At 65.7% G+C, this 16891-nt stretch carries 14 protein-coding genes; 8 read left to right on the forward strand and 6 right to left on the reverse strand.

Annotation, left to right across the window (positions count from 1 at the left end; genetic code table 11):
* The first annotated feature begins 90 nt into the window (after positions 1-90).
* The 4 genes from AB0L58_RS01240 (at position 91) to AB0L58_RS01255 (ending at position 5663) form a co-directional block, all read left to right on the forward strand.
* Positions 91-1320, forward strand: coding sequence for a cytochrome P450 (locus tag AB0L58_RS01240; protein WP_364379031.1), 1230 nt, complete (start codon positions 91-93; stop codon positions 1318-1320).
* 136 nt (positions 1321-1456) lie between these two features.
* Positions 1457-2773, forward strand: coding sequence for a cytochrome P450 (locus AB0L58_RS01245; RefSeq protein WP_364379034.1), 1317 nt, complete (start codon positions 1457-1459; stop codon positions 2771-2773).
* A gap of 51 nt (positions 2774-2824) precedes the next feature.
* The gene (locus AB0L58_RS01250) at positions 2825-4348 is read left to right on the forward strand and encodes an NAD(P)/FAD-dependent oxidoreductase (protein WP_364379037.1); all 1524 of its coding nucleotides are present in this window, start codon (positions 2825-2827) and stop codon (positions 4346-4348) included.
* Between the two features lie 403 nt (positions 4349-4751).
* The gene (locus AB0L58_RS01255; RefSeq protein ID WP_364379040.1) at positions 4752-5663 is read left to right on the forward strand and encodes a LysR family transcriptional regulator; all 912 of its coding nucleotides are present in this window, start codon (positions 4752-4754) and stop codon (positions 5661-5663) included.
* A 5-nt stretch (positions 5664-5668) separates the two neighbouring features.
* On the opposite strand, the gene AB0L58_RS01260 is transcribed toward AB0L58_RS01255, so the two are convergent.
* Complete coding sequence (locus tag AB0L58_RS01260) at positions 5669-6850, reverse strand: hypothetical protein (protein WP_364379043.1); 1182 nt, start codon at positions 6848-6850, stop codon at positions 5669-5671.
* 412 nt (positions 6851-7262) lie between these two features.
* Here AB0L58_RS01260 and AB0L58_RS01265 point away from each other — a divergent pair, with 412 nt between their 5' ends.
* Positions 7263-8246 (forward strand): hypothetical protein, encoded by a 984-nt coding sequence (locus AB0L58_RS01265; protein ID WP_364379046.1) that lies wholly within the window; start codon positions 7263-7265, stop codon positions 8244-8246.
* Between the two features lie 7 nt (positions 8247-8253).
* Here AB0L58_RS01265 and AB0L58_RS01270 read toward each other — a convergent pair whose 3' ends face one another.
* Positions 8254-9471, reverse strand: coding sequence for a sigma factor-like helix-turn-helix DNA-binding protein (locus AB0L58_RS01270; RefSeq protein WP_364379049.1), 1218 nt, complete (start codon positions 9469-9471; stop codon positions 8254-8256).
* A gap of 191 nt (positions 9472-9662) precedes the next feature.
* Between AB0L58_RS01270 and AB0L58_RS01275 the strand changes: the two genes are divergently transcribed.
* Positions 9663-10664: an MASE1 domain-containing protein gene (locus AB0L58_RS01275; RefSeq protein ID WP_364379052.1), complete on the forward strand. Its 1002-nt coding sequence runs from the start codon at positions 9663-9665 to the stop codon at positions 10662-10664.
* 22 nt (positions 10665-10686) lie between these two features.
* Here AB0L58_RS01275 and AB0L58_RS01280 read toward each other — a convergent pair whose 3' ends face one another.
* Genes AB0L58_RS01280 through AB0L58_RS01290 form a run of 3 tightly spaced genes read right to left on the reverse strand, consistent with a single transcriptional unit; the run spans position 10687 to position 13601 of the window.
* Positions 10687-11700 carry a hypothetical protein gene (locus AB0L58_RS01280; RefSeq protein ID WP_364379055.1) on the reverse strand — a complete coding sequence of 338 codons (1014 nt, stop codon included), beginning with the start codon at positions 11698-11700 and terminating at the stop codon, positions 10687-10689.
* Entirely contained in the window at positions 11697-13031 is a 1335-nt protein-coding gene (locus tag AB0L58_RS01285; RefSeq protein WP_364379058.1) for a peroxidase, read from the reverse strand. The genes AB0L58_RS01280 and AB0L58_RS01285 overlap by 4 nt, the downstream gene beginning before the upstream one ends.
* Positions 13032-13040: 9 nt before the next feature.
* On the reverse strand, positions 13041-13601 hold the full coding sequence (locus AB0L58_RS01290) for a hypothetical protein (RefSeq protein ID WP_364379061.1): 561 nt from the start codon (positions 13599-13601) through the stop codon (positions 13041-13043).
* Positions 13602-13930: 329 nt separating this feature from the next.
* Here AB0L58_RS01290 and AB0L58_RS01295 point away from each other — a divergent pair, with 329 nt between their 5' ends.
* Both AB0L58_RS01295 and AB0L58_RS01300 read left to right on the forward strand, forming a co-directional pair.
* Positions 13931-14620: a hypothetical protein gene (locus AB0L58_RS01295; RefSeq protein ID WP_364379064.1), complete on the forward strand. Its 690-nt coding sequence runs from the start codon at positions 13931-13933 to the stop codon at positions 14618-14620.
* A 78-nt stretch (positions 14621-14698) separates the two neighbouring features.
* Positions 14699-15184, forward strand: a complete 486-nt coding sequence (locus AB0L58_RS01300) for a hypothetical protein (protein ID WP_364379067.1) — start codon at positions 14699-14701, stop codon at positions 15182-15184.
* Positions 15185-15275: 91 nt separating this feature from the next.
* Here the strand turns inward: AB0L58_RS01300 and AB0L58_RS01305 are convergent, their stop codons facing one another.
* A complete protein-coding gene (locus AB0L58_RS01305; RefSeq protein ID WP_364379070.1) occupies positions 15276-16523 on the reverse strand; it encodes a lipase family protein in 1248 nt (415 codons plus the stop codon).
* Positions 16524-16891: the final 368 nt, after the last annotated feature.

A 16891-nucleotide genomic window follows, 5' to 3' on the forward strand; every position in this document is an offset into this window, starting at 1 on the left:
CGCTACGGTCGGCGCGCGGTGGTCGAGTTCGATGTCGCGTGCCACTATCGAAGGGGCGCAAGACAACTCCCGAACGGGAAGGGCCGTCGAATGAGAAAGCTGCCGCAGGACTTCTTTCATACACCGTATGCCTTCTACGAAGAGCTGCGCGCCGAGGGGCCCGTACACCCCATCGAGTTGAATACCGGTGTCCGTGCCTGGCTGGTCGTGGACCTGGATGTCGCGCGCGAGGTGTTGCGCCATCCGGTCATCCGCAAGGACCCACGCACCGAGGCCAGCCGCAAGGCCCGTGGCCTGCCGACCGATGGCACCGGTGTCGGCGCGGTGAATACCCGGATCAGCTACCACCTGTTGAATTCCGATCCGCCGACACACGCCCGGCTGCGTCGACTGGTCGCCCCCGCCTTCGCGCCGGCCCGGATCGATGCGCTGGCCCCACGTGTGCTGGCGATCGCCGACGAACTCCTCGGACGCATCGCGGTGGCCGGTGTGGGCCGGGTGGATCTGTTGTCGGAGTACGCATTTCCGCTGCCGATCACCGTCATCTGTGAACTGCTCGGGGTGCCGGTGGCCGATCGCGCGAATTTCCGGGAATGGTCGCGCATCATCGTCGAGCTGTCGACCGCGACGCCCGAGGAGGTCCGGCACGCGACCGATGCCATCGCCGACTATTTCGAGAAGTTGATCACGCGACGGCGGGCCGAGGGGCTGGGTGCGGATCTCGTCTCGGATCTGATCGCCGCCAATGCCGACGGCGATCGCCTCACCGACGACGAGCTGATCTCCATGGTGTTTCTCATCCTGGTCGCCGGACACGAGACTACGGTCAATCTGATCGGCAATACCGTGCTCACCCTGCTCTCGGATCCGGCGCGCTATCGTGCGCTACACGGCAATCCGGAGGCCGTGCCCGCCCTGATCGAGGAGATGCTGCGCTACGACGGCCCGGTGAATGTCGCGACGTTGCGCTACACCGCCGAACCGATCACCCTCGGCGGCATCGAGATTCCCGCGGGCGAACTGGTGCTTGTCGCACTGGGTTCGGCCAATCACGACGAACGGCACTTCGGTGCCGCCGCGGAATTCGACCCGCAGCGCTCCACCGCCGGCCACGTTGCCTTCGGTCACGGCATCCACTATTGCCTCGGCGCGGGACTGGCCCGGCTGGAGGCGCGCATCGCGATCACGAGATTGGTCGAGCAGTATCCGGATCTGCGGTTGGCCGCCGACGGTGGGGAACTGCGTTGGCGGGAGAGCATGCTCATCCGAGGGTTGCACGACCTGCCGGTCGAATTGGCAGGGGCGCCCGCGCTGCGTTGAGTTCGGTGTGCGCAGCGTTGGGCTATGCCCCTGATCAGGGCTTGTGCCCCAGGGGCTTCCGTCATGCCGGGAAACTATGGAACAGTGCATAGAACCCGGCGTAACGATGCGTCCGGCGCCGGATGCGGAGGGAACGATGACTGCGGTGTATCCACCCGGCCCGCCGATCCCCGCATTTCTGCAGGGCGTGCTGTACATGCGCAACCGCGCCCAGCTGCTGCCGCCACTGCGGCACCGATACGGCGATGTCTTCTCGCTGCATGTCCCGCCGTTCGCGCAGCACCTTGTCGTGTTCACCCGCCCGGAACACATCAAGGAGATCTTCGCGGGGGACGCACGCGACCTGCACGCGGGCGAAGGCAACCAGATCCTCGGGCCGGTCATGGGCCCGCATTCGGTGCTCCTGACCGATGAGGCCGAACACGCCAGAGCCCGCCGATTGCTCATGCCCGCATTCAATGGCGCCGCCCTGCGCGGCTACCGTGATCTGGTCGCCGAGATCGCGGCCGCGGAGGTCGACCGCTGGCGGCCCGGTTCGACGGTGATCGCCCTCGACCGGATGAACGCACTCACCCTCGAGGTGATCATGCGGGTGGTCTTCGGCGTCACCGACGAGCGCATCCGGGCCTCGCTGGCACCGCGCCTCGGTCACATCGTGGATATCGGCCCGCTGCAGTACCTCGGCCTGATGAAACCAGCGCTGCAGAGGTATCCACCGTGGCGGTCCTTCCACGCGAATATGGCCGCCATCGATGATCTGCTGTATGCCGAGATCGCGGCCCGGCGCACCGCACCCGATCTCGCCGAACGCACCGACGTGCTGTCTCGGCTGCTGCAGGCGGGCGGCGATTCCGACTCCGATCCGCCGCTCACCGATCCGGAGCTGCGCGATCAACTCATCACGCTGCTGCTGGCCGGTCACGAAACCACCGCGGCCGCGCTGTCCTGGGCGCTGCACGAACTGTCGATCGGTCCGCAGGTACAGCGCGACGCCCACGAAGCGGTCCGCACCGACGACGACAAGGTGCTCGAGGCCGTCATGAAGGAGGCGATGCGGATGCGCACGGTCATTCCCGGCGCGGTCCGCAAACTCACCAGGGATATGACCATCGGCGGCTGGGATCTGCCCGTGGGCACCGTGGTGAGCTGTTCGATTCTGCTGGCGCACCGGAGCCCGGCCAACTATCCCGACACCTGGACCTTTCGTCCGTCACGCTTCCTCGACGGCGAGGTGGAACCGAATACCTGGCTGCCCTTCGGTGGCGGGGTGCGCCGCTGCATCGGTGCCGGATTCGCGCTGATGGAGGGCACCACGGTGCTGCGCGAGATCCTGTCCCGCTACACCCTCGCCCCGCCCGAGGGCGCGAAGCGCGAGCGCGGACGGGTGCGCAATATCACCACCGTGCCGCGCGACAAGGCCAGGATTGTAGTCACCCCCCGTTCAACTCCGTGAAATCGCACCGAGGCTTTGCCGCATTCGCGCGAGCGACGTAATCTCCGTGCCATGACGAGCGGGAACCGCGTCGCGATCGTAGGTGCGGGCATCGCAGGCCTCGCCTGCGCGAAGGTGTTGCGCCATGAGGGATTTCCGGTCGAGGTATTCGATCGGAGTCCAGACGTCGGCGGAGTATGGAGTGCGACGCGCCGGTATCCCGGCCTGCGCGCACAAAACAGTAAGCACACATATCACTTCTCCGACTTCCCGATGCCCGACGACTATCCGCGCGTGCCTGACGGACAGCAGATGCAGGAGTACCTCGACGGGTACGTGCGGCGCTTCGGCTTCGGCGAGAGCCTGCGCCTCGGCACCGAGGTGGTCGCGGCCGATCCGGTGGACAGCGGCTGGTTGCTGGAGATCCGCGACCACGGCGGCGTCCACCGCACCTCCTGTGACCATCTGGTCATCGCCAACGGAATATTCAGCGAGCCCGCGGTGCCCGACTATCGCGGCGTCGAGCAGTTCCGGCAGGCGGGTGGACAGATCGGGCACGCCTCGGAGTTCCTGGATGTCGAGTGGGCGCGCGGCAAATCGGTCGTGGTAGTCGGCTATGGCAAGTCGGCCTGCGATATCGCCGAGGCGGTCAGTCATGTCGCGGCCTCGACGAATGTGGTCGCCCGCCGACTGCTGTGGAAGATGCCCCGCAAGTTGGCGCGTGGGCTGGTCGACTACGAGCGGCTGATGTTGACCAGGCTGGGTGAGGCGCATTTCCGCTATCAGGAGCTCGGGCGGATCGAGCGGTTCCTGCATGGTTCCGGGCACAGCTTCCGCGACAGCAACCTCGATGTGATCCAGGAACTTGCCATCAAGAAGTCGCATCTGCGTGAGCTCGGTCTGGTGCCGGAGGGGCGCTTCGAGGATATCGCGGAGAGTACGGTCAGCCTGGTCACGGAGGATTTCTTCGAGCGGGTGGGGATGGGAATGATCGCGGTGCACCGCGACAGCACCATCACCGAGCTGTCCGCGAACCAGGTGCGACTGTCGAACGGTACGACCCTGCAGGCCGATATCGTCATCTGTGCCACCGGCTTCCATCAGCGGGTGCCGTTCCTGACCCCGTATGTACAGCGTCAGCTCACCGACGACGACGGCAATTTCCGCCTGTACCGGCAGATCCTGCCGATCGGCGTGCCGAATCTGAGCTTCGTCGGGTACAACTCCTCGGTTATCAGCACGCTCGGCGCCGAGGTCGGCGCGCATTGGACCGCCGCGCTGCTGCGCGGCCGCCTCGCCCTGCCGACGCAGGAGGAGATGACCGCGCACGTCGATGAGCGGCTGCGCTGGATGGCCGGACGCACGGGCGGCCATCACGCCCATGGCGGCGCCATCACCCCGTTCTCGATCCACAATATCGATGAGATGCTCGCCGACCTCAAATTCCGGCTGCCGCGCAGAACCCGTGCTGCGCAATGGTTCCGCATGATCAAGCCGTCTTCGTATCGTGGGCTCGCGGAACGCTCGAAGGGGCCGGTGCTCAGGGCGGCGCACCAGGTGGCGCCCCCGGTCTCGGCCGAACAGCGCACGCCGTAGGTCGATTGCCCGTAGTGCGCCCCGGGATGGCTGGGCGCTCCTCGACGCTGGCGTGCTGTATTCGGCTGCGGCGTCGAGGGGTGCGTACGGCGCATGTGCGGTGCGATCGACATCGCAGAGGAGGGTTCTTTCGGCTCCCGCCAGCCAATGGCCCCGGTGATGGCTGTCGCCGGGTGGATGCGGGATCGAAGCAGAGTCTGTGCCGGCTGGCAACATGCCGAATTTCATAGTGAGACCGCGGTTTTCGAGTCGAACGAGGTCAGCGCGCCATCAGCAACGCATGATGGTGAGCGTTCATCCGAAGTGGGACCGGACAGCACCGTCGAGGTCGCCGCGAAAGCCGCTGCGGATTATCGCCGATGCAATGTTGGCGACCAGTCATTCCATTCTGGATAATCCGTGCGTGGATGCACTGGATATGAATCTGCTGGTTGCTCTGGATGCGCTGCTGGAGACCAACAGCGTCACCCAGGCCGCCGACCGGCTGCACACCTCGGTACCCGCGATGAGCCGAACGCTGTCCAGGCTGCGTCGCGTGCTCGGCGATCCGCTGCTGGTGCGTGCGGGCCGCAATCTGGTGCCGACGCCGCGCGCGCTCGAATTGCGTTACGAGGTAAGCGTTCTGGTGGAGCGGGGTCGCACACTGCTCACCCCGCGGGGCGCACTCGACCCGGCCACACTGAGGCGCGACTTCGCGGTGCAGATGGGCGATATGGTTCTCGGCGAGCTGGCGACGCCGCTGCTGGTCGCCGTCCGCGCACAGGCGCCCGGCGTGACACTGCACCTGCTTCCGGACCGCGACGAAGGCACCGCCGCGCTACGCGACGGCCGCGTCGATATCGAGGTCGGTGTCATCGAGCACACCGATCCCGAGACCACCGTGCAACGTGTACTGCGCGACCGCGTGATCGGTGTCGCCGCACCGGATCATCCATTGATCACCGACCGCGTGACTGTGGCGCGGTTCGCCGCGGCCGCCCACCTCGGCATCTCCCGCCGCGGCCGTGCCCGGGGGCCCATCGACGAACGCCTGGCCCTGCACGGGCGCACCCGGCGGGTCGTAGCCACGGTCCCGGACCTCACCAGCGCCCTGCTGACGGTGCGCTCCGGCGATCTGATCTGCCCCGTCCCCGCCGTCCTCACCACGACAACTCGCACCGCACTCGGCTTGTGTGCCTTCGAAATCCCCCTACCCCTCCCGGAAATCGCCATCGCCATGGCCTGGCACCCCCGAAACACCGCCGACAACGGCCACCGATGGTTCCGCGAATTGATCCGCGACACCCTCGCCGGGCTGGAATCGCCGGACCGGTGAGTTGTTCAGCCCTCGGTGCGGATTGCGAAGTTCGGGTCTACGCCGGGTAGTTCGTTGGCCGAGGAGGTCGGTTCCGGGCGGCCGAAGGGGCCGTTGGGGTTGCGCTTGAGTTCGTCGAGCATCGCCTGCAGCTTGTCGACGTGGGAGGTGTCCTCGCCGGTGCCCGCGCGGTGTGCGCCGGGAGTCGGCGCACCATTGTCCTCGGCGCGCGGCGCGGTCATGCCGGTGTCGGGACGCGTTGCGGATTCGTAGCCGTTGCGGGGCGGGGAGGTGAGCGGCTCCAGGCGGCCGTTGCTCGTACCGATCGAGCCGTATTCGAGCCGGTCGCCCGTTGTCGTGGGTTGCGAGTTGGTGTATGTCGGCGTGGCAGGTTCGGTGCCCGCCGGTGTGGCCGAATCGAGCCAATCAGGGCGGGTAGTGGGTGCGGAAAGCGGTTCGCCGCGGTAGGCCGGGGGGACCGCGGGCGGCACCTGCTGCGACGTCCGCGAGGGGAGGGACAGGGAATCGTTGGGAGTTGCGGGGCCGAAGGGTTCCAGGTGTTCGGTACGGGTGATCGGCGCGGTGAATTCGGTCCGTGCCGGGCGAGGCGCGGTGTCTTCGGGCGCTTCGAGGCGGTCGTTGCGCCCGGAAGGGGTGTCCAGCCGTCCCGTCGTGCCCGATAGGCGCCCGTTGGGTCCGGTCGACGGCGTGACGCGCTCGTTGCGACCGGTCGGGGGTTCGAGGCGCTCGTTGGTTCCGGTGGTGTCGAGGCGGTTGTTGCGCCCGATCGGCGTTTCGCTGAGTACGGTCGTGATGTCCGGGAGATCGTTGGGTCCGGTCTCGGTGCGCGAATTCATGGAGTCGGCCCGCCCGTTGACGGCATCGAGGCGGTCCCGACGCGATGGAATCGGTTCGCGCCGTTCCCTGGTCACGGGAATGGGTTCCGAATGGATCCGCGGTGCGGGCTCGGCTGGTTCGTCGCTCGGCTCGACCGTGACGACCTGTTCCAGCCGTGATCCGATCTTGGAAACATCCTCCCCGGTACGGAAAGCCCACGCCTCCAACTTGGCCAAGCGGCCGGCCAGATTACGATCGTCGTCCACGTGGGCGGCGACCGCGTCGAGCTTATCGCTCACCTCGCGCAGGGTCGTCGCCAGACTCGACAAGAGTGCGCCGATCGATTCGCCACTCCGCTCGTCGTGGTCCATCCCATACCTTCTTCCCCGTATTGCCCGAAACTCCGCTCGTGGCCGGCCGATTCTATCTGTCGGTCGGTACCGACGCGGTTTCGAGTACCTGCCGTATCCGCGCTGTGCACCTTTCGTCCGGTTACCCGACGGCTTTCCTCCGCCGGGTCGCCGGCATCGGTCCGGGTCCGGTCGTGTCCCAGGAATGGCGGCAACTATCAATCATCGGAATAACTGTGGCAATGCTCTCGCGTGTCGCAATGAAATCGCTTGTGAGACAGCACACATCGGCTGGTTGACGCGTGTTCGCGGGTTGTGGCGCACCCGAGCGCGGGGTAAAGGGGGCTGGCGGGCGCGCCAAAGCTGACGCACTCTTGATCTATGGCGTAGGTCGTGCCTGACCTGCGGTGGTTTTGGGTAGGGGTGAGGTCGCGTGAGAACGAAGCAGCGCGTCGAGCGGGCGTGCGGGCGTCGGGCGATGCTCGCCGAATTGGGGTTGTCGGACGGTCGCGGCGCGGACACCCGGGTGCCGGATGGCCGCGCACCCGCCGGCGGAGCGGTGCGGGCCGGGGGATACGGCTGCACATGTCCGGAATGTGCCGCCGCGCAATGGGATATCCAGCGGCTGAAGTATTGGCTGTGCGGTCGGCTCACGTCCTATGGTGCGGACGTGGCGGAGGTGGACCGACGGGTGGGGGAGGTCCCGGTGGACGTCCTCTGGCGCAGCGGCGAGCGGCAGTACGCCATCGAGGTCCGGACCGGCCCGCTGGATCGCGAATCGGCGCAGCACTATACGACGCGGCTGCGTACCTCCGGATGTGACGGCGTGCTCTGGCTGTGCCCGCCGGGCTATTGGGTCGGGCAGCTGCCCGCGCTCGGCATCGCCGACTTCGCACCGTCCGCCTGTGATTACCGGGCCGAAGTCGGCATGTTGGACGCGTCGAACAGCGTCCTCGCCGTGCCGCGCCGGGAACCCTACGAACTGCGGGAGTTCCTGTGCGGCTGGGTGCATGGCGAAATCGCGTGGGGTTACCGCGATGTGACGACAGGAGGATGGGCCACCGTGACCGACTGGGAACACCACACGAGGACGCAGGCCAGCGTCATCGCTCGGCAGCGCCAGGAGTTGGTCAACCAACGCACCACTCTGGCGCTGTCCCGAAAAACCTTGCGGGACAAGCAGAAACAGATCATGAAGCTCGGTACCCGGCTGGAACGCGCCGAGGAGTCCGCGCAGGAGCGCGCGGAGTCGCTGGCCGAGGTCAGACGCAAGCTCGACGATCACCACCGCATCGACACCAGCCTGCGCGCCACCATTGTGAGCCTGCAGAAGACAATCGGTCACTGGCAGCTGATCACCTACTGCGCGATGATGCTGATCGTGACATTCATCGCAGGGGCGATGTTCGTGCGCTGAGGCGGGTTCAGGTGGGGTGAGGGCCGGTCAAGCGGAACGGCGCACGGTCCCAACGCCATTCGTTGCGCAGCACCAGCGCGATCAGGTCGAGCAGATCCAGCTCGACCTCCGCGCGCAACTGCCGAAGCGCGGACCAATGCACCGGGCCGCGCTCGAGTAGCTCGCCGAGTCGACTGTCGGTCTGCGTGGCTACGTTGCGTCGCAACAGATCTGGGATCCCGATCGTGCTGCCGGTCCACACCAGCCAGCCCCAGCCGTTGGCATGCGCATGGGCGCGACCTGCCGCCGATTTCATCCGATTGATGTGGAAACCGATATGTCCGAGCGGTTCGACATCGATCAGGACCACACGGCCATCGGCCAACTGTGTGGCGATGGTCGGGTAGTAGATTCGCTCCGCACTGTCTATTTCGAAGCCGACCGCACTCGGTTGCTCCTGGAACGTCTCGACCAGATCGCTTGCGTTCACCGTCTGGAGCAGTCGAGCCTCCAGGCCGGAATCGAATCCGACATCGCGTCCGACCTTGTCGAGGTAGAACCGGCCGCGGCCTTCGTCATCGCCGTCGACCGTGCGCACCGAGGTGAGCGGCAGGGGAGCGGGGCCGGGTGCCGAAGCGGGCCAATCGACCTGTCCCAGCCATGAATCCAGCTCACTCGTCGCCAGCGGCTCGTGCAGCTTCGCCAACCGCCGGTTCGTCTTCTTCTGCCACGCCATGATCCGCTGCATGACATATCCGGCGACCCGCTTCGCATCCGCACCCGCATGCCCCGCCATCCGCAGTTTCAGATACGCCAACTCATTCGCGGCCAGATCGGTATCCGTCGCATAGGTCTCCACCAGCAGCGCCCGCACCAACTGCTGGTCTCGTGCCCCTACCGGATATCGCGCAGCGAACACCGCGGCGGCTCGATGGTCACTCGATTGTGCTTCCCGCAGAATCTGGGCTACCGCCCGGGTGTGCAGCTGTCGAACCCGATCCCGCGACAGATCGAATCGAGCCCCGATCCGCGCCAACGTCTCCGGCGCCTCCCCGCTCACCCCGAGCCGAAACCCCACGATTTCGGCATCGCGCCGCTGCCGATCCCCCCGCATCTCGATCAATTCCCCCAGTAGCTCGTTGATCTCCTCCAGATCGAACGACACGTCCCCGGCGATATCGTCGAGCACGTCGGGACCGGCATCGTCAGCGACCCGATCCCGCCCATCGGCCTCGCTTGCCGTCACCTGCACCCCTGACCACGACTCGGCTCCACTCGACATGTGCGCCAAAGCCTAATGCCGACCACCGACAACCCGGCCCCTGCTACCGATCGGCCGCCGAATCGGGCCCGTCTGCATCCGCCCGACTCGACATCGCTGTCCGTCCGGGGGCGATATTGCCTGATCGCACTGTGGAAAGGTTCTATGCTCACGTCGTGGGTCGTTTCCGCAGTCAGGCCGAGTCGGCGCTGTGGATCAGCATCACGGCGGTCGCCTACTTCGCAGCTGCCGAGGTGGGGTTGCGGATGGCCTTGGTCGGCGACCAGGTCACGCCGCTGTGGCCGTCGACCGGTGTCGCCGTCGCATGTCTGTTCTTGTTCGGCCTGCGTGCCTGGCCGGGGATCACGCTGGGCGCGCTGGCGGTCAATGCCCTGCTCGGGCCGAATGTGCCCGCCGTCGTCATGATCGCCGCCGGTAATACGGCGGCTCCGGTGGTCGCGTACCTGTTGCTGAAAAGGGTCGGGTTCCACCGCGATTTCGACAGTGTCCGCGATGTACTCGAACTCGTCTTCCTCGGTGCCCTCGCCGCCACGCTGATCAGCGCGACGATCGGCACCGTCACCCTGCTCCTGGCCGGTACGGTTTCCGCACACGGTTTCTGGGGCACCTGGTCGGTGTGGTGGACCGGTGATGCCATGGGCGTGCTGCTGATCGCACCGCTGATCCTGGTCGCCAAGGATTTTCGAATGCCCGGGGCACTGAGCCCATTGCGAGTATTCGAGGCCACGACGCTCGCGGTGGGCACCTTGGTCGTCGCGGTATCGGCCACCGCGGTGTCGGCGAACCTGCTCTTCCTGGTCTTCCCCTTCCTGATCTGGGCGGCGATGCGCTTCCACCTGGCCGGAGCCCTGCCCTGTGCCCTGATCGCCTCGACCGTCGCCATCGTCGCGGTGACCCTCGACTTTCCGGCCTTCACCGGCCTCGACCTGACCGCCAAAATGATCACCCTGCAGGCATTCAACGGCTCGGTCGCGCTGACCGCCCTCCTGCACGCCACCATCACCGCCCAACGTGACCGGGCCCGCCAAGCCGTCGACGACACCTGCGCCGAACTCGCCCAAACCGTCATCACGATCAGTGAGGGCCGCCCATTGGGAGGTGTCGTGGACATGATCCGCCGAGTCCAGTCCCAACCCCCGTCAGCGGACACCGACTGAGACATGCCAGTCGGCGACTGGGTCATGGCATGGTGGCGAGGTTGTGCCAGAGGTTCTCGAGGCTGTCGGTGCCACCGAACAGTGTGGTGAAGTTGGTGGAGTCGACGAGCACGATGTCGCCCGCGCGCTCGCCGTCGGGTGGCATCCAGATCAGCGCGTTGAATTCGGCGTTTCCCGCCGCGGTGAAGGGATGTGGTCGCCTGGGGTCCACGCGCTGGCGGCCCAGGACACGTAGTGAATTGCTTTCCGGCGCGGTGAGCTCGTAGTGCGGTAGATGGGGGTGGAAGTTGAATGTGGTGACATTGTCCAGCAGCCGGATCGAGTCCAGATCGCGGAAGCCGGTGAGCGCGGCGATCTCGGCGGTGCCGTCGACAACCGCGGGTCGCAGGCCCCATTTGTTGGCCACCGGCACATCGAGGGCTCGCATCAGCGAGCGGGTGTACTGGCCGAATCGTTGCTGTCGGGGCACCAGCGGATCGCCGTGATGTTCGTATTCGACTTGTCGCTGCGTGTAGTCGTCGGTGTAGCCGACGTCGTGGTGCGGCGCCAAGAGCAGGCAGGTGCCTTCGCGTTGCAGCCATCGGCGTATCGCGGCGATTTCGTCGGGTGTGGCTTCCTGCTCGGACAGGACATGATCGAGTCCGAACACCATCAGCGTGTCCGTGTCGGCCAGGATCCGCTCGTCGATCGGACAGGTGTAGCCGGCCTGATCGATGCGCTGGAATACGGCGACAGGATGACCGGTCGCCTCGCCGGCCAGTTGCTGGAAGGCCAGCGTCGAGCGATGGAACAGCTCCAGTGTGCCTGCGATGCCCTGTAGAAAATGGGCTGCGTCGTATTCGGGGGTCTCGTAGCTCGGCCACGTGACGTTGCGTACTTCGGTCATCGTGGAGAAGCGGTTGTAGATTTCGGCGGGATCGCGTTGGGCTTCCCACGGGTAGCTCCACGTCCAGTAGATGCTCATCCGCCGCCGTCCATCGTGTTTGCGCGGGATGTGGTTCTGGTTGTAGGTGCGTGCCGACGGCAGGGCGCTCATGATGTCACCTTTCGGCTGTCGAGCGTGGCCAGGTATCGCAGGGCGCGGATACCCGGCAGGAAGAAGTACGCGCCGCCCCTGAGTGTGGTGAAAGCCGGCAGGCCCGCGAGCACCTTGCGGATGGGCCGCTTGGGGATGGTGAAGTCCAGGGTGCCGTCCTGGCTGCCGCAGATGGGGTCGTGTTCATTGCCGAGTTCGTGGAAGGTCTTGTCGTTGATCCAGACGTTCTGCGCGAACTCGAACTGGCGGACCAGGCTCGCGCAGATGATGAACGCGGCGATGCCCCGATCCGCTCCGTCGTCGGGGACACCCTCCGGTAGCGCAGGCCCATAGGTGGCGCCACGGCGAATCATCCTGCGGCGGTTCATATTCACCGCCGTGTCGCGCGGGTTGAGTCGCCGCGCATGCGAGCCGAGCGGTACCGCATAGCCGTGCGGGTCCATCTCTTTGTAGTTGAAGTCATTGTTGCGCATGGGATCTGCGCCGAGCGCAGGGTCATCATGGTCCGGGGCGAGCACCAGGGGGGCGCCGCTGCGCCAGCGACCCATCAGCTTGGCGGCGAGCAACTCCTGCCCGTCCGGGGTGTCCGCGTGCTCGCGCAGATAGTTCCGAAACACACCGACGTGTTCCTGCAGCCGCCGGTAGGCCATGTAGCTGCCGTTGCGCGACAACACCTCCGGCTGCGGTAGCGCGCGCGGCGACCCTTCCTCGTCAGGGTAGCCGAGGATGAATTCGCCGGGTTGCAGCGGTGCGCCCGAGCCGGGCGTCGGTTCTTCGCCGGATCCGTCGATCACCGGCTGCGACAACCGGTCTCGGAACCCGAAATGGTCATGGGCGTAATTGAATGGGGGCGTCGCGTTCAGATCCAGGAACGACAGCACCCGCACACCCGGACAGCGCGCCACCAGCTTGCGGTGCTGCTCGGTGCAGCGCCGGTGTTCGGCATCGGTGCGCGCGAACAAGATCGCGATGGCGTGCAGGTCGTCACCGGCCAGCCCGCCCACCCAGTGATCGGGGTGATCGGCACCGGTGTCACCCAAGATGTCGGCGCGGGCGGCCATGCCTTCGCGGAACTCGTCGGGGAAGGTGGCCAGCGCCTCCTCCGGCACACCGAGCGCGCGCAGCCCACGCCAGGTGAAGGCCAGCGTGATCCACCGCTCGGAACTGTCCATCGTCGCGCGCACGTCCGCGGCCGACTGAACCCGATCGACCAGCTCGGCCAACCAAGCCCGGCCGCCGGCGGGATCACCGAAGGACATGAACTCGTAGCGGCCGGTCATCGCCGGGGTGCGTGTGAGCAAGATGTGCTGGATATCGTCGAATTCAAGCATCGGTGTCGGTCACTGCATCTGATCGAGCATGTCGGAGAACGCCGCCTTCAGCCGCAGCGCTTTCTTGATCTCGTCGGCGGTGACATAGGGGTACTCGCCGTACTCGAGAAAGCTCGGAAATTGGTGTGCTCGGACGAATTCGACGAACGCATCCGGATTTTCCTGCCAGTCCTCCGGGAACCCCTCGAGGTTGGTGAAAACGGTGTTGATACCGGTCTGGGTGAACAGCATCACGGCGTCCTCGGTGTACTTGTCGAAATCTGTGTCGAAGATGCCCTGATATTGGAAATGCAGTCCGGAGCCGACGTCGAACAACACCCACCGCAGATAATGCAGCCGCAACGGCGCCAACACATCCGGGCTGGCTGCCACCGCGTCCTCGATCTGCTTGCCGTATGCGCGAATGGCTTCTTCTCGACCGGGTTTCACCTTTGCGATGATGGAGAATCCGTAACAGGCCGGCGTTCGTGGAAAAATCGGGCCGTACCTACCTCGCTGCAGCTCGAAATAGCCCTCCTTGGGGATGGCCATCGCCGCCGGTTTGCTCCAGTCACGGTCAGTTGCTGCCATGTCTTCACCTACCTTCGCCCTCGCAGTGAGCCCGACACCGAAACCATCGTGTGCACGCGGCCTGTATCGTCGAAGAACCTCGTCAACGGGCAGAACCTGAAGTCACCATGTCGCGGAGGCCAGGTCGACATCCATCGGTCGCACGTTTGTGAGCATTGGTGTGGCTGAACGCTTTTCGGTTGCTATCGCGAGTCGAGCTCGCCTTCGGTACCTCCCGGCGGAGTATTCGACGATTCCAGTTCATCGACGCGCAATTCAGCGTCGGACCCCGTCGGCCATATACGGCGAAATCCCGGCCACCGGGCATCCGATTCTGACAGGATGACGTCATGTCGATACCGCCGCAGCACACCAAGCCTGCGCCGGCGCTGCGCCAGTTGTCAACGCCGCGTGCCGCCGCACTGGCGGGAGTGGTCTTCGCGGTGCTGTTCGCTACCGTGATCATCTTGATTCGCACCAGAATGCCGGAAGGTGGTCAGGATTCGACTGATTGGGTGGCGAGCCAACGGAGTGCGATTACTACCGCGACAGTGCTGATGCCCTTTGTCGGTATAAGCTTCCTTTGGTTTATCGGCGTCGTACGCGATGGATTCGGCCGTTACGAAGACCGGTTCTTCTTATCGGTATTCCTGGGCAGCGGGCTGCTGTTCCTGGCGATGATGTTCGTCGCGACCGCCGTCACCGCCGGCATGGTGACAAGCAACTCCGTTGCCGCCGACCCGGCCGCTCATGCCGAGCTGATCAACTTCGGCAAGCGGGTCGTGCTTTCGGCGACCAAGACGTATGCGCTGCGCATGGCCGCGGTATTCATGATCTCCCTCGCGACGATCTGGCTGAAGACCAGGCTGATGCCCCGCTGGCTGGCCGGCCTGAGTTATCTGCTGGCGCTGGCGCTCCTGATCGCGGGCGATACGAGCATGTGGGTGGCCCTGGTGTTCCCGGCCTGGGTGCTCGTGGTCAGCGGCCTCATCCTGGCCCGCTCCGGACCGGACGAACAACCGAGTAGTCGGCACGATTGATCGGGCGGATGACCGACGGACACATCCGGGAAGTGAAAACCTGTGCTGGGTTCGCACGGCTGTGCCACAGTACCCTTTGTGAACGAGCCATCTTCGCGGCGGTCGCCCGATTTCGGGTTGCTGTACCAGATTGTGGCTGACCGACATCTGCAATACGAAAATCTGCTCTGGCAGGTGCCCGCCATCAGTCTGACCGCCCAGGCCTTCTTGTTCAGCATCTCGATGGCCGCCGGGACCGACTCCGTCGCGCGGATCGCCTCGTCGCTGCTCGCCCTGATCGTCTCGATCATCTCGATCATGCTGATGGCGAGCCATCGCCTCTCCGGCCGCAAGGACGCGCTCTGGCTGGAACGTTTCGAGCAGCAGGAACTCCATGCGGGAGACTGGGGTGCACATGGCATGGCATTCGAGTCGCAACAGGACATCGCGGACCTGGACGCCGGTTGGATCGGCAACCTGATACCGATGCGGCAGATGTTCACGGTATGGGTCGCCGGCCTGGCCTGCTTCGGCCTGGCCGCCATCTTCATGATCGTGCGGACACTGGTCGATATCGCGCGCTGACTCCATGCGGCGGTCGCCGGTGTCTGCAGCCTGGTCCGATATCCGTCGGCTACGGCGGTGTGCGTTGTACTCGGCTTGGTGGGGCCGGTGCTTACTGCACCACACACCCCGGGGCTTGTGGGGTGCCGGCGAAGCGGTCGGCGAGGAAGTTCATGCCGCCGAAGGCTTCGCCCGCGGCGGCTCCCATGTGCGTCGGGAACAGCGAGTGGATCGCGGTGAGGGTGGCGCCCTGAGCGCAGTAGGTATCGACCAGGGCGCTGTAGCCGGCGACGGGGATCTTCTCGTCGGCGACGCTGTGGTACAGATACAGCGGGGTGTCGGGGGTGGTGCGGCCGAGTTCATTGGGCGTGGCGGCGTTGCGGAATGCGGGCTGCGCTAGCAGGTTCGGGACCGTGGCGAGGTCATCGACGTGGATGTCGGAGTATTCCTGCGCCAGATCCGCACCGCAGCCGGAGGTGTCTGCGGTGAGCAGCGCGCGGCGGCCCCGGTCGTTCAGCAAGTCGGCCAACCGGGAGTCGGGTTCATTGCGGGCCAGCCCGAGCAGGATCAGTATCGCCCCCGCGGCGCTGTCGGCGCGTTGTGCCACGGCCGGGATGTCGGTAGGGATTCCGCCGGCGCTGGTGCCGACGAATCGCACGTCTGGTGCGTATTCCTGACGCAACTGTGTGGCCCACAGCGTGGCGAAGGCTCCGCTGGAGTATCCCCAGGCGCCGATCGGGCTCGCGGCATCGATGCCGGCTGGCGAGAAGGACCGTGCGGCCCGGATTCCGTCCAGGACGCCACGCCCGGATGTCACACCGTCGAAGAGTCGGGACTGCGGCCCTTCGTAATCGCTGACCACGACGGCCCATCCCCGCCGCAGTGCGTCCGCGATGAACGGCGCATCCTGCATGGTGCTCGCCAGGTCGGTGCCGCGCAGCGTGGACGACGGCGCGCATCGAGTGTCGAGGGCGTTTTCGGGTACCTGGTACGACAACACCGGCCGCGGCCCGCTCCACGGCATCGGTGGCACCAGCACCGTGGTCACGTCCAACTGCGGATGCTCTTCGGAATCGGTTGTGCGATAACGCAATTGCCACGCCGCCACCGGTATCGGCAGACCGAGCAGTGGGATCGTCCGCGACCCGAGCACCGCGCCGTTCGGATGTGACGCGAGATCGGCGGGTGCGGCATAGAAGGGATCGTCACCAGGGGGCAGCACTGCGGCTCCCGCGACCGGCATCGACAATGCTGCCGGCAGCATGATCATGGCGAGCGTGAGGATCGCAAGCCATTGCCGGCCGATCCGCCACCACATCGCTGGTTGCCACGGCGCGCCGTCGATCGGCGGACCAGACACATCGGCAGCCGAACGCACTGTGCGGCAAGCATTTTTCCGATATGTCGACAACATATGCCTGGATTCCATCACGCCTCCCGCGTCCATCTATCCGACGCGCACGCGCTCTGGCCCGCATCGCCCCCACATCACATTGAATTGCGGTCACGGTAGCATAACGATTCCGCATCCACAGCGGGAAAATTTCAAACAACCGTTGAGGCCGCCCAAAAGGAGCGGAAGGCTCACCGAACCGAGCCGATGCCAGCGCGGGTGCCTGGCCTCGACATGACGGGCAATTGCTCGGCATACGTTGCTTTCGCGCAAGTCGGTGATTCGTGCGCGTCGGTCCGTACCGCAAAACCTGATGTCGGAGGCGTAACACCGAT

Source organism: Nocardia sp. NPDC052112 (assembly GCF_040680135.1).
GTDB lineage: Bacteria > Actinomycetota > Actinomycetes > Mycobacteriales > Mycobacteriaceae > Nocardia.